13 protein-coding genes are annotated in these 11386 nt (G+C 65.7%); 4 read left to right on the forward strand and 9 right to left on the reverse strand.

The features are described from left to right. Positions 1-35 precede the first annotated feature (35 nt). On the reverse strand, positions 36-1073 hold the full coding sequence (gene tssA, locus ACEN9N_RS27600; protein WP_413314939.1) for a type VI secretion system protein TssA: 1038 nt from the start codon (positions 1071-1073) through the stop codon (positions 36-38). 71 nt (positions 1074-1144) lie between these two features. Between tssA and tssJ the strand changes: the two genes are divergently transcribed. Continuing rightward, positions 1145-1657, forward strand: coding sequence for a type VI secretion system lipoprotein TssJ (tssJ, locus tag ACEN9N_RS27605; protein ID WP_007830934.1), 513 nt, complete (start codon positions 1145-1147; stop codon positions 1655-1657). Positions 1658-1716: 59 nt separating this feature from the next. Here tssJ and ACEN9N_RS27610 read toward each other — a convergent pair whose 3' ends face one another. Next, on the reverse strand, positions 1717-3060 hold the full coding sequence (locus ACEN9N_RS27610) for a DotU family type IV/VI secretion system protein (RefSeq protein ID WP_495655001.1): 1344 nt from the start codon (positions 3058-3060) through the stop codon (positions 1717-1719). A 242-nt stretch (positions 3061-3302) separates the two neighbouring features. On the opposite strand from ACEN9N_RS27610, the gene ACEN9N_RS27615 reads away from it, so the two are divergent. Then, complete coding sequence (locus ACEN9N_RS27615) at positions 3303-3998, forward strand: response regulator transcription factor (protein ID WP_007830939.1); 696 nt, start codon at positions 3303-3305, stop codon at positions 3996-3998. A 19-nt stretch (positions 3999-4017) separates the two neighbouring features. Here the strand turns inward: ACEN9N_RS27615 and ACEN9N_RS27620 are convergent, their stop codons facing one another. The 6 genes from ACEN9N_RS27620 to ACEN9N_RS27645 form a co-directional block, all read right to left on the reverse strand. Next, positions 4018-4554 (reverse strand): Rrf2 family transcriptional regulator, encoded by a 537-nt coding sequence (locus tag ACEN9N_RS27620; protein WP_413314941.1) that lies wholly within the window; start codon positions 4552-4554, stop codon positions 4018-4020. A 214-nt stretch (positions 4555-4768) separates the two neighbouring features. Continuing rightward, the gene (locus tag ACEN9N_RS27625; RefSeq protein WP_495655002.1) at positions 4769-5230 is read right to left on the reverse strand and encodes a methyltransferase family protein; all 462 of its coding nucleotides are present in this window, start codon (positions 5228-5230) and stop codon (positions 4769-4771) included. Between the two features lie 46 nt (positions 5231-5276). Next, positions 5277-6083, reverse strand: coding sequence for an oxidoreductase (locus tag ACEN9N_RS27630; RefSeq protein ID WP_007830949.1), 807 nt, complete (start codon positions 6081-6083; stop codon positions 5277-5279). A gap of 38 nt (positions 6084-6121) precedes the next feature. Continuing rightward, positions 6122-7003 carry a class I SAM-dependent methyltransferase gene (locus tag ACEN9N_RS27635; RefSeq protein ID WP_007830951.1) on the reverse strand — a complete coding sequence of 294 codons (882 nt, stop codon included), beginning with the start codon at positions 7001-7003 and terminating at the stop codon, positions 6122-6124. A 65-nt stretch (positions 7004-7068) separates the two neighbouring features. Then, positions 7069-7914 (reverse strand): alpha/beta fold hydrolase, encoded by an 846-nt coding sequence (locus tag ACEN9N_RS27640; RefSeq protein WP_495655003.1) that lies wholly within the window; start codon positions 7912-7914, stop codon positions 7069-7071. Between the two features lie 187 nt (positions 7915-8101). Beyond that, positions 8102-8995: an NAD(P)/FAD-dependent oxidoreductase gene (locus ACEN9N_RS27645; protein ID WP_495655004.1), complete on the reverse strand. Its 894-nt coding sequence runs from the start codon at positions 8993-8995 to the stop codon at positions 8102-8104. A gap of 96 nt (positions 8996-9091) precedes the next feature. Between ACEN9N_RS27645 and ACEN9N_RS27650 the strand changes: the two genes are divergently transcribed. Both ACEN9N_RS27650 and gph read left to right on the forward strand, forming a co-directional pair. Further along, positions 9092-9730 (forward strand): TetR/AcrR family transcriptional regulator, encoded by a 639-nt coding sequence (locus ACEN9N_RS27650; RefSeq protein WP_495655005.1) that lies wholly within the window; start codon positions 9092-9094, stop codon positions 9728-9730. A 287-nt stretch (positions 9731-10017) separates the two neighbouring features. Continuing rightward, a complete protein-coding gene (gph, locus tag ACEN9N_RS27655; RefSeq protein WP_495655006.1) occupies positions 10018-10728 on the forward strand; it encodes a phosphoglycolate phosphatase in 711 nt (236 codons plus the stop codon). Between the two features lie 24 nt (positions 10729-10752). Here gph and ACEN9N_RS27660 read toward each other — a convergent pair whose 3' ends face one another. Continuing rightward, the gene (locus ACEN9N_RS27660) at positions 10753-11358 is read right to left on the reverse strand and encodes a chalcone isomerase family protein (RefSeq protein WP_007830959.1); all 606 of its coding nucleotides are present in this window, start codon (positions 11356-11358) and stop codon (positions 10753-10755) included. Positions 11359-11386 lie beyond the last annotated feature (28 nt).

The raw sequence follows: 11386 nt of genomic DNA on the forward strand, positions 1-11386 counted from the left end.
GGTGTGAATGGGTGCGGGTGTCGGGAAGGGCGGGCTTATTCGGACGGGCGGCGGCCCGTGACCGTTTCGATGGTGTCCATCGCGTTCGGCGCGAGGTTGGCCATGATCTCGAGAAAGCTAACGCCGATGAGCTTCTTGGCACGCTCGATCAGCAGCGGCGCAGGGTTGCCGGGCTCGGCCTGCTCGAGGTAGCGGATCACGCGGTCGAGCATCTGCAGCGCGTCCTGCCGGTTCTGGATCTCGCCGCGCATCGCGGTGGGACGGGCGGTGGTGCCGGCCGCCTGCGATTCGTCGGCTTCGGCATCCGCACTCGCTGGCGCTTCGTCAGGCGCGCCAGCGGCGGCGCCGCACGCTTTCTTCAGCACCAGGGCAACGGTGCGAAGCGGGGTCAGGTCGATGGCGTCGGCGCGGCCGGTGCGATCGACCAGCAAGGCCCGCAGTTTCTCGAGGAGGGCGGGCACGTCCATCGCGGTTCGCAACGGCTCGGGCTGGGACGCGTGGATGGCCTCGAGGCCGCCTTTGACCTGCGAGGCCGAGTAGGTGGCTTCGCCGCTCACGGCGCCCAGTGCGTTGTGGGCGACGGCGATGTCGCGCACGCGTATCGGCCCCACGCCGGGTGCCACGCCCACCTGTGCGTCGTACAGCTCTCGCAGCATCGTCTGGCTCTCGTCGCAGAAGGGCGCGAGCGCGTTCAGGCGCATCGTCGGGTCGTTGCCGTCGTCGGCATCCAGCTTTGGATGTATGCCTTCCCAGAAGGTGTCGAGCAGACCCGTCAGCAGTTGCAGTCCGGCAACGAAGCCGGGCACGCCTTGCAGGTGCGTCGATGCGCGCAGCAGCAGCACTGCGGCGCGCACGTCCTTGCTGCGGCGCAGGATGCTTCCGGCCTGTTCGCCCACTTCGCGCCACTCGGGTTCGACCGCGGGGATCACGGTGTCGCCGAACTGCTGCTCGGGCTTGCCTTGCGCGGCCGCCACCAGCGCCATGAAGTCCGCGTCGTACTCGAGATCGTCGCCGCATGGCGAGGCCTCGCCGATGGGCGCGAGCAGTGTGGCTGCAAGTTCGTTGGTCAGCATGTTGCCTGTTGGAGTTCGCTGGTGATAATCAAAGATGCGTCTTGACCGGTCAATGCAACGAAGGGAATAGCATGCGCACGCTGGGTACACACCATTCGTCCTATGAAGGCTTCCTTGCCGCTGCAACGCGGCGCCGCATTGCGGTCCTTGGCCTTGCTGCAGCGGGTCTTTTGATCTCGGGCTGCGCAAGCAAGCCGGTCGTCACCACGGTGGCCGTTACGCTCACGGCGGGTGCCGACGCCAACCCCGATGCGCGCGGCCGCGCCTCGCCGCTCACCGTGCGCGTGTATGCATTGAAGTCGCCGGGCCCCTTCGAGGGCGCGGACTTCTTCTCGCTGTTCGAGAAGGACCAGGCCACGCTCGGCGCGGAGCTGGTGCAGCGCGAAGAGGTGCTGCTGCGGCCCGGCGAGACGAAGAAGCTCGACTTCAACCTGCCGCCCGATGCGAAGTCCATCGGCGTGATGGCGGCGTTCCGCGATCTCGACCGCGCGCGCTGGCGCGAAGTGCGGCCCGTCACTACCGGCAAGGCGCAGGCGCTTGACGTGAACTTCAGCGCCCGCGCAATCCGCGTCGATGCGAAGTGAGCGCCGCGCCGCATGCCGGCGAGCCGCCAGAAGCGGGGGGGCGGGGAGCGGCAACGCGTTCAACGCGCAACGGTTTCGAGGAACACGAAGTCCGCGATCAGCCGCTCGCTGTTCTTGCTCGCCGCCAGCGCCTCGCGCAGCCGCAGCAGGTAGGCCGAGGCCAGCTCGAAAGGCGGCCGGCCGGATGCTTCTGTAAAAGGCGTCGGCGACGAGAGCACCGTGATCAGCACGCTGCCGAAGGGCGGGCTCACCAGCCAGCTCGAAGGGACGTCGCGGCCCAGCTCCAGCGTCTCGCCGGCCCGCAGCCGCGTGGGCGCCTGTCCGGCGTTGAGGTGCATGACCGAGCCGTCGGCGGTGTAGTAGTCGACCCAGATGTAGCTGTCGTGGCGCGGCGCCACCACCCGCACGCGCACGCCGTCGCCCTCGCGCAGGTCGCCTTCGCGGGCCGAAGGTGCATCCACCTCCAGCCCGTAGGCCTTCTCGCGGTTGCGCGCCTGGTAGGGCTTGAGGATGGCGAACACCTCGCAGTGGGGCCACACGCGCAGGCCGACGTCGAAGCGCGGCGCCTGCACGCCGGGAATCGCGCTCACTTCGCTCTCGACGCGCGGCAGGTCGCCGGGCACCGAGACGAAGCCGGTGACGTGCGTGCGGCCCTCGGGGTCGATGCCGGCCGTGAGGTCGGCGCAGGCGAAAGTCTGCAGATGCTGCTCCACGCGCTGGCCCGGGCCCGCGGCGGTGGCCGGCGGCCCGGTGGACCACAGCCACAGCAGGTAGAGCAGCGGCAGCATCAGCGCCAGCGCGGCACTGCTGTGCAACAGCGTGCGGTCGCGCCGGCGCGTGTCGCCGGGGCCGCGCGGGTCGGGCACGTCATGGGGTTGCGGCGCGACGCGGTCCTGCACCGGGCTGCCGGTGGACAGCGGGCGCAGCTGAAGCTGCCGGCCGTGCAGTTCCTTGAGCTTGCCGAGCTCGCCGTGGTCGCCATCCTCGAAGTAGTACTGGCCCTTGAAGCCGAGCACCAGCGCATGCCAGTACACCTCGCGCACGGGGTCGTCCTGTGGGGTCAGGGCAGACAGGTGATGGAAGAACTCGCTGTGCGCGTTGTTGGAGTTGAAGAGCTGCACCTGCAGCGGGGCTGCGCCAGCCGTGTTGACGGCAGCGGTTGCGCCGGGATGGCGCGCGAGGATTTCGTCGATCCAGGCCACCATTGCGAAGGTTGCCGATTCGATCTGCGCCGCGGGCGTGCCCGAGGCCTCGGCGGCGGCGCGGGCCGCATCGAGCAGCTGGCGGGCCTGCTGCTGTGCGGTCTCGTGCGGCAGCAGCGGCGGCGTGCCGGCCGCGATCGATGCATCCAGCGCGAGACCGAACGAGATGAAGCTGGAGAAGCAGTCGAGAAGGCGAGCCATGCGTGGGCTCGCTCAGCCATGCGTTGCGAAGGATGCCTTGCGCCGGAGTCTGCTGCGATGGCACATGCCCATGTCCCCGGTTTCTTCGAGTAGGCGTTCATTCTTTCAAATGGCTCTCGCCCCGCGCCATACCGCTTGGGGTCTATGCCGTTGGTGGGGCCGCCGCCCTTGCTGCACGGGGCATTCGCCGGTATCTTCAACGCCTGCAATTCACTGCACGCTGGGACACGGGAAAAAGCATCATGAAAATCCTGATCGCCGACGACCACCGGCTCGTCATCGAGGCGGTCAAAGCCAAGTTGTCGGAGCTGGAGCCTGGCATCGAATTCGTTTTGGCGATGAGCGTCGACGAATTGCTTGCCGGAGCCACCGATGATCTCGACCTGGCCCTGATCGACCTCAACATGCCCGGCGCCGACGGCCAGGCCCACATCGACGAAATCCGCCGCCGCCATCCGGCCGTGCCGCTGATCGTTCTGTCGGGCTACGAAGACCCGGCCATCATGCGCAGCGCGCTCGAGCGCGGCGTGCTCGGCTTCATTCCGAAGGCCTACTCGCCCGAGGTCATGCTCTCGGCCGTGCGGCTGGTGCTGGCCGGCGGCGTGTACGTGCCGCCGATGATGCTGGCTGCGCTGCCGCCCGGCATCGTGGCCGGCGTGGCGCCGCAGGCCGGCGCCGAGGCGCTGGTGCGCAGCGGCAATGGCGGCGCTGGCAGCCAGACGCTGGAGCACCTGCGCAACGTGCTGACGGAGCGGCAGGTCGAGGTGCTGCAGTTGCTGTCGCAAGGCAAGCCCAACAAGCTGATCGGGCGCAGCCTCGGCATCAGCGAGGGCACCGTGAAGATCCACCTTGCGGCGATCTTCCGCGCGCTGAATGTGCGCAACCGCACCGAGGCAGTGGTGGCGGCGCAGGCGCTGACCGAAGCGCAGCAGGCCTGAGCCCGCACGCGCGTGGCGTTCAGCGCTTGGCGAACACGCCGTTCCAGGCGAACACGGAGTTCGGCGCATTCACGCGCATTGGCGTGACGGCGGAGATTTGCGGGGTCTGTCTCTTCGTCGGCGCTTCGTGCTCGACGCGCACGCCCTTGGCGAGTTGCTCTTCGACCAGGCTCTGCAGCGTGACGGAGCCCAGAAACTCCATGACATGGTGCTTGGCGGAGGCCCACAGCGCGTCGGTCGAATAGCAGCCCTTGCCAGCGGTGTCCTTCCTTGGCGAGGCCTCGGTGTCCGCCACGGGCTGGCCATCGACCGAGGCAAGGATGTCAGCCACGGTGATTTCGGAAGCCCTGCGCGTCAATGTGTAGCCGCCTCCAGGGCCGCGCGTTGCCTTGATCAGCGCATGCTGGCGCAGCTTGCTGAAGAGCAACTCCAGCGAAGAACGGGCAATGTGTTGCCGCTGGCTGATCGACGCCAATGGCACGGGGCCGTCCCGCTCGCGCATCGCGACATCGATCATGGCCGTCAAGGCGAAGCCGCCCTTCGTCGTGAGACGCATGGAGTGTTCCTCGGTGGTGAGTTTTGCAAACGATGGACGGTAGGTGTGCAAAAGACCGGGAAAAGTTTCCGACGCGTGGCGGCGGCTTTTTTTGAAACAATATGCAGAACGCCGTGGGCTCTCGCCGTTGAGGGGGGCGGCCGCTTCCGATTTTCTTGCTGCGCTGGGATGTGTTGATGACTTAGGGGGGAAGTCCTTGCAGACCCGTTAGGCCTCATGCCCATCTGCGTACCCGCTCTTTGTAAGCCTCGTACTCTGCCCCAAATAGAGACGCCAGCACGCGTTCTTCCGGGATGATTTGGAACCGGGTGATGTAAAGCACGTACACGACAACCCACAGTACAACAAACGGATTCGCCAGAAACACTGCCCACGCCAACAGGGTAAGCAAGAGTCCGACATACATGGGGTTGCGCGTATACCGGTACACGCCTTGGATGACCAACGAGGACGCCAAGCTTGCCTTGATGGGGTTCGCGGTGGTCTTGGCGCGCCGAAACGCAACCATTCCGGCGATGCTGATGCCTTGGCCAATGCACACCAAAATGACGGCGCAGAGCACGCGGGCCGGATAGGGAATCTGCACAAGGCCCGCGATGGCTGGCGTCAGCCACATAAGAAGCGCCAGGACAAGCGCTACGATGGGGGGAGGAACCTTCAGTTCAAGCACGCTCATATTACTCCATGAGGTCTAGCACCCGGCCGTGAACACAGCTGTGATTTCAGCCCAGTCCGAACGTCTTGCGCAGGCCCTTTTCGACCGGGCCAGCGGGCATGAAACGGCGCAACTTGGCCAGGAGGGACGCTTCGCCCTTGGGCGTGTGGCGCATCTTCCACGGACCAAGTGCCGCGCTGACCATCGTCGCCACAACGCCTTCAGGCGTGGGCGCCTTTTGCACGTTGTTCTGGAAGGCTTTGGTGACGATGGCAAGCTCTTTGCTGTAGTCCGGGATTCTGGCAGCAGTCTGAGGCGCGTTGAGATCAAGGTTGGTTTTGGTGAAGGAGGGTTCGACCAGCGACACGCGGATGCCGAATTGGCGTACTTCATGATCCAGTGACTCGGACAGCCCTTCAACAGCGTATTTGGAGGCCGCATACAAGGCCATGTACGGCGAACATAGAAAGCCCACCACCGAGCTGACATTGACGATACGACCGGAACGCTGCTGACGCATGTGCGGCAGCACGGCCTTGATCACGCGCAAGAGGCCGAAAAGGTTGGTTTCGAACAGCGTCTGGGCCTCGGCAATCGAGGTTTCTTCAGTCGCGCCCAGCAGGGTCACACCCGCATTGTTGACCAGCACATCGATGCGCTTGGCCTGCGCGATGATGGCCTGAATGCCTCGATCAACGGAAACATCGTCGCGGATGTCCATCTCAATGAGCGTGACGCCAGGTATGGCTTGGGCCTTTGCCGTGTTGCGCACGGTGCCGAAGACCCGGCAGCCTTGTTCGGCAAACTTTGTGGCGGCGGCGCACCCGATGCCTGACGACACGCCGGTGACGAGGACAACTTTGGAATTCGACATGGCCGTTCCGTTGTGTAGAGGCAGTGGAGTGAGGAGGATCAGTTGTGTAAGGAGGCAGGTCTGATCGGATTGCGTGCCATGACGATCCACGCTGCGCCGTCGATCATCACCGAACGCTCGCCGGGGAGGCCTGCGAAGACGGCACGAACCGCGGCCGAGGCGCGGGCGCGGATGTCGTCGGGCTGATCAGCGAGCGCGCGCGAAAGCGGGCCGACCTCGAGCGCCATCTTCACCGCGTCGTCGATCGCAGCGTCCCGCGTCCCGCCCTCGCCGAACGGGACGGAAGCATCGAAGGGCGCGATAGCGATATCGGTGAAGCCGGCTGCCGTCAGGATGCGCGCCACTCGTCCCTGGTCGCCGAACGAAAATGGGCCGGGCGCTTCGGGATCGGGCAGCGCGGTCAACGGGACGATGCTCTTGAGCGCGCCAATCGGCAGGCGCACCCAATCGTTCTCGGCCACGCCGCGCCAGCAGACGAAAGCGACCCGCCCGCCCGGCCGGAGCGCGCGTCGCAAGTGGGCGAACGCCCCTGTCGGATCGTCGAAGAACATCACCCCGAAACGCGAAAACAGGATGTCGAACGCGCCCTCGGGCAGCTCGGCGCTGCTGGCGTCGGCCACCCGGAACAGGGCCGGCGTATCCTGTGGCGCAAGCGCGCGCGCTCGGTCGATCAGCGCTTCGGATATGTCCACTCCCAGCACTTGGCCCCCCGGGCCAACGCGGGCGGCCAGAGCCAGACTCGACGCGCCCGCGCCGCAGCCGACGTCCAGCACGCGCTCGCCCGTCGCAGGCGCGACGGCTTCGATCGCGGCCTGGCCGAACACCGCCACCATGGCGTCGAGCCGGGCCTGGTTGGCGACCCAGCGCTCTCCACTTTGGCCATTCCAGTCGGCGACCTGATAGGCATTTTTCTCTGTCATGCTATCTCCTTGTTCTGATTCGTTCTTAACTAGCTACCCTTTTATCGAGGCAGGGGGAAATGACGCTACTCGGCCCATGCCGCGATCCGTTTCGCGATCGCCTCGGGGGCCTCGATGTGCAGGAAGTGACCGACCCCGGGGATGACTTCCAGCGCGTGCGGAGCGGCGAACCGATGTCGGTCGTCGACCTGCTGGGGGAGGATGCAGCCGTCGGCGGCACCGTGAAGCTGCAACAGGGGCACCGCGATCGGCCGAGACAGGCGGCGCGTCGCTCCAAGCATGCCGGGGCGCAGCATCGCCCGGTAGTACTTGAGAGGCGCGGGCATGCTCGCCCGCAGGTGCTCGTGCAGCTCTGCCTGGAGAGCAGGAGCTAGCGAGAGGCCGGGCGACCACTGACGCCAGAGGTGGTCGATGAGGGCGAGATCGCGGGCGGCGGCCATCCAGCCGCTTCCCGGCAGTTGAAAGAGTCCCATGTACCAGCTCCGGCGTAGCTGAGCGGGGCGCGCAAGCTGGCGCATGAACGTGAGTGGATGAGGGATTGCGAGCGTGACCGCGCGTTCGATCCGCTCCGGCGCGGTGACGCAGGTATCGTAGGTGACCAGGGCGCCCCAGTCATGGCCAATCAACTCCACGGGCCGCCCCGGAGACCAGCGGTCGATCAGGGCGATCACGTCGCCGGTGAGGGCAGCGAAGTCGAACGGCCCCGCAGTCGGGGACGGGGCGTAACCGCGAAGCCAGGGGGAGACGACGTGACGCCCACGGCGACCGAGCTCGGCAAGGAAGGGCTTCGCCGTCGGCGGATGGTCCGGGAAGCCGTGCAAGACGATGGTCGGTTGGCCATCGGGATCACCCCCCTGCAACGCATGAAAGGTGCCGTGTGGCAGGTCGAAAGTGACGTGTTCGAACTCCATGTGTGGGGCTTCTCCAAGAGCGGTCGGACGAGAGATGCTGATGCTGGCTTCGGCGTTCCTGGTTTGGACAGGCGCGTTCAGGCGCCGGGTGTAATGCGGGGTCAGCCGGCCAGCCGGCTCTCCGTGACACCGGCCCGCAAGCTTTCAGAATCAAGCCCGCGGCAACCGGAGCAGGGAATCCATGCCTTCAAACCACCATCGATTGCTGGGCGAAGATTCCCGCCATCGCGCCCTGCGACGATGCCTGGGTGACCGAGGGCAAGAAGGGCGTGGTCAGGTCGCCGGCGGCGTAGATGCCGGGCATGCTGGTTTGGCGGCGCTCGTCGACCTTGAGGACGATGCCGGTGGGCGTATCCACCGTGGCGAGGCCCAGTGATTCATGCAGGCTTGCGGACGGCTTGTTGCGCGGATGGGCGAACAGGACGTCGACCGCGACATTGCGGCCGGTATCGAGATTGACTGTGGAGATATGGCCCTTGTGATGGGCGATCTCGACGATCCGGCCATCGATGACAGGTATGTTGCGGCGCGCCAGATCGGCCTGGATATCGGGTGGGATGTCGTGACCATCGGCGAAGACAGTCAACTTGTCGGTCCAATCGCGGAACAGCCTGGCCTGATTGTGCGATTGCGGGCCGGACCAGACGAGGCCCCAATGCCGGTCGGCGACTTCAAAGCCGTCGCAATAGGGGCAGGGCACGATGGACGTGCCCCAGCTTTCGGCAAAGCCTGGAACCTCAGGCATCTGGTCGGCGACGCCGTAGCTCAGGATCACGCGGCGCGCCCCGAGGCTTTCGTGATCGTCAGTGACGACGCAGAAATCGTCGATGGCGCCAGACACGCTCTCGGCCCGGGCATTGACCAGCCTGATCGTTGGATAGCGCGCCAGCTGCTGCCGCGCCTCGGCCAGGATGTCCAGCGGTGGTTTGTGATCGTGGCCGAGCAGGCCATGCGAGTGGCCGGCAAAGCGGTTGCGCGGCCGGCCGGTATCGAGAACGGTGACCTTGCGGCGGGCACGGCCGAGTTGCAGGGCGGCGGCGAGGCCGGCAAAGCTGCCGCCGATGATGATGACGTCATTCATGGTGATGGGCTCCGTGTGGGCTGGTCGATTATTGGACTATCAAGTACAGTAATGTAGAGTCGATATAGTAAACTGTCAAGTCCACTAAATCTGCCCATGACCCGTCTACCAGTTTCTGATCCGAAGCCCCAACGCGGGCGGCCACGCGATCCCGAGCGCGTGCGGCGCATCCTGGAAGCGGCGCAAAGGCACTTCAACGAGCATGGCCTGGAGCGTGCCAGCGTGGATGCCATCGCCGCGGACGCAGGCGTCTCCAAGATGACCGTGTACAGCAACTTCGGCTCCAAGGAGGGGTTGTTCGAGGCGGTCGTGCGCGACAGGACGGCAGCCGTAATGGCTGGCTTCCCTGGCGCCGGGACGCTGGACCCGGACCAGCCGGAGAAGGTGCTGCTGGCGATCGGCGCTCGGTTTCTCGCACTGGTGCGCGGTGACGCACTGGGCGCGTTGCGCGCTGTCTATGGCGTCGCGGGGGCGCAGCCGGAAGTCTGCCGCGCGTTGTACAAGGAGGGCCCGGAGCGTGTGAACGACGCGCTGGCTGCATACCTGCGCCGTGCCAACTCGGCGGGCACGCTGAAGGTGCGGAACCCGCTTCAGGCGGCGGACCTTTTCCTGTCGATGTTCCTGGGCTCCGGGCACATCCGCGGACTGCTGAAGCTCGAGATGCCGGATTCCCGGGAAAACAGGGCTCTTCTGCGCGAGGCTGTACGGGTCTTCATGGCGGCCTACGTCGCGTAGGTACCCGATTTCTCGTGCGGCGCTTGGTTGGCTCGCACAACATGCCGATCCCAAATGTGGAGCCTGGTGTTCTCCTCAAGTCAGGCGACGTGCGAAATCTGATCGTCCGATCAGGAATGCGTTTGGCGAAAACTGCGCCTCACGAGGCTTGGCTCTCACATCTTCGATGAACTGCAGCTACTGCGGGTGCACCTTCGCTTTTCACCCGGCATTTACGATTTTTTTGAACTCTATTTTTTGATGGCCAGTAGAGTACCAGGCAATTTTTTGAACTCTATTTGTTTGTTTTGAACTCTATTAGCTTCGACCACACCCGCTTCGACGCAGCCATCGTCGACCTCGACGGCACCATGATCGACACGCTCGGCGACTTCGCCGCGTCGCTGAACCGCATGCTCGACGATCTCTCGCTGCCGCATGTGGCGCCTGCCGCCATCGAGGCGATGGTGGGCAAGGGCTCGGAGCACCTGATCCATTCCGCGCTCGTGCACGTGATGGCGCCGTCGGGCGCCGACGCTGCTGGCGCGAAGGCGCGTGCGCTGTTCGATCGCGCGTGGGAGCGCTATCAGCATCACTACCTTGCCATCAACGGACAGCATTCGGCGGTGTATGCCGGTGTGATCGACGGGTTGAAGGCGCTGCGTGCGCGAGGCCTCAGGCTGGCCTGCCTCACCAACAAGCCGACGTCGTTCGCCAAGCCGCTGCTTGCCGGCAAGGGTCTCGACGGCTTCTTCGATCTGGTGTTCGGCGGCGATGCCTTCGAGCGCAAGAAGCCCGATCCGCTGCCGTTGCTGAAGACCTGCGACGCACTGGGCACCCAGCCTGCGCGCACGCTGATGATCGGCGACTCGAGCAACGACGCGCGCGCCGCACGTGGTGCGGGTTGCCCCGTGGTGCTCGTGACCTACGGCTACAACCACGGCGAGCCGGTGCGCGGCGTCGATGCCGATGGCTTTGTCGATTCGCTGGCCGAGTTCGGGGCGGCCGCGATGCGATAGCGGCGCTGCCTGCTTGTTGGCGAGCTATTGCTTGCCGAGCAGCGCGTCCTTCAGTTTCCAGTCGGCCGGATTCGGCCCCAGCCAGATGCGCAGCAGCGCGTTGAAGAAGGCCTGCTCCCTGATCGGATCGGGCTGCGCCACGCCGCGCACGGTGATCACCGTGCCGGTACCGGGCAGCCAGTCGATGGTGAAAGTGTCGCCGGCCTTCAGCTGCTTCTGGTCGGCGAACATCTGGCCCATGCGCAACAGGCCGGGAATGAGGTTGACCATCTCGCTCTTGGGCGAGTTGTCTTCCACGCCCTTGGTGAAGAGCTTGCCGAGTTCGTTCGCGTCGATGTCGCGCAGCATGGTGATGGCCACGCGCTTGGGGCCCGGCGCGGCCAGTGCCTCTTCGGTGGTCGATGCCTTCTTGCCCATGTACAGGCCGGCCGTGTAGACCTTGAAGATGGCCTTGTAGCGAATGCCCGCGCCATTGAGCACCAGGGGGGTGCCGCGCAGATCCATCTGGTCTTCGAGCTTGACGCCGGCCACGTCGACCTGCGCGGCCGAGGCGCCGAGGGCTGCGGTGGCCAGACAGGCGCCCAGGAGGAGGCGCGAGAAGAACGCGCCCGGAAGCGAAAGAGCAGTCAACGGGGGACTCCTTGGATTTTTGCGAACG

The sequence above is a fragment of the Variovorax sp. Varisp46 genome (assembly GCF_059491885.1).

Bases quoted from the DNA above. Each gene is read 5' to 3' on its own strand.
- ACEN9N_RS27625 (WP_495655002.1), bottom strand. From the start codon at position 5,230: ATGAGCGTGCTTGAACTGAAGGTTCCTCCCCCCATCGTAGCGCTTGTC.
- ACEN9N_RS27650 (WP_495655005.1), top strand. From the start codon at position 9,092: ATGACCCGTCTACCAGTTTCTGATCCGAAGCCCCAACGCGGGCGGCCA.
- ACEN9N_RS27640 (WP_495655003.1), bottom strand. From the start codon at position 7,914: ATGGAGTTCGAACACGTCACTTTCGACCTGCCACACGGCACCTTTCAT.
- ACEN9N_RS27615 (WP_007830939.1), top strand. From the start codon at position 3,303: ATGAAAATCCTGATCGCCGACGACCACCGGCTCGTCATCGAGGCGGTC.
- ACEN9N_RS27630 (WP_007830949.1), bottom strand. From the start codon at position 6,083: ATGTCGAATTCCAAAGTTGTCCTCGTCACCGGCGTGTCGTCAGGCATC.
- ACEN9N_RS27620 (WP_413314941.1), bottom strand. From the start codon at position 4,554: ATGCGTCTCACGACGAAGGGCGGCTTCGCCTTGACGGCCATGATCGAT.
- tssJ (WP_007830934.1), top strand. From the start codon at position 1,145: ATGCGCACGCTGGGTACACACCATTCGTCCTATGAAGGCTTCCTTGCC.
- ACEN9N_RS27635 (WP_007830951.1), bottom strand. From the start codon at position 7,003: ATGACAGAGAAAAATGCCTATCAGGTCGCCGACTGGAATGGCCAAAGT.
- ACEN9N_RS27645 (WP_495655004.1), bottom strand. From the start codon at position 8,995: ATGAATGACGTCATCATCATCGGCGGCAGCTTTGCCGGCCTCGCCGCC.
- ACEN9N_RS27610 (WP_495655001.1), bottom strand. From the start codon at position 3,060: ATGGCTCGCCTTCTCGACTGCTTCTCCAGCTTCATCTCGTTCGGTCTC.
- tssA (WP_413314939.1), bottom strand. From the start codon at position 1,073: ATGCTGACCAACGAACTTGCAGCCACACTGCTCGCGCCCATCGGCGAG.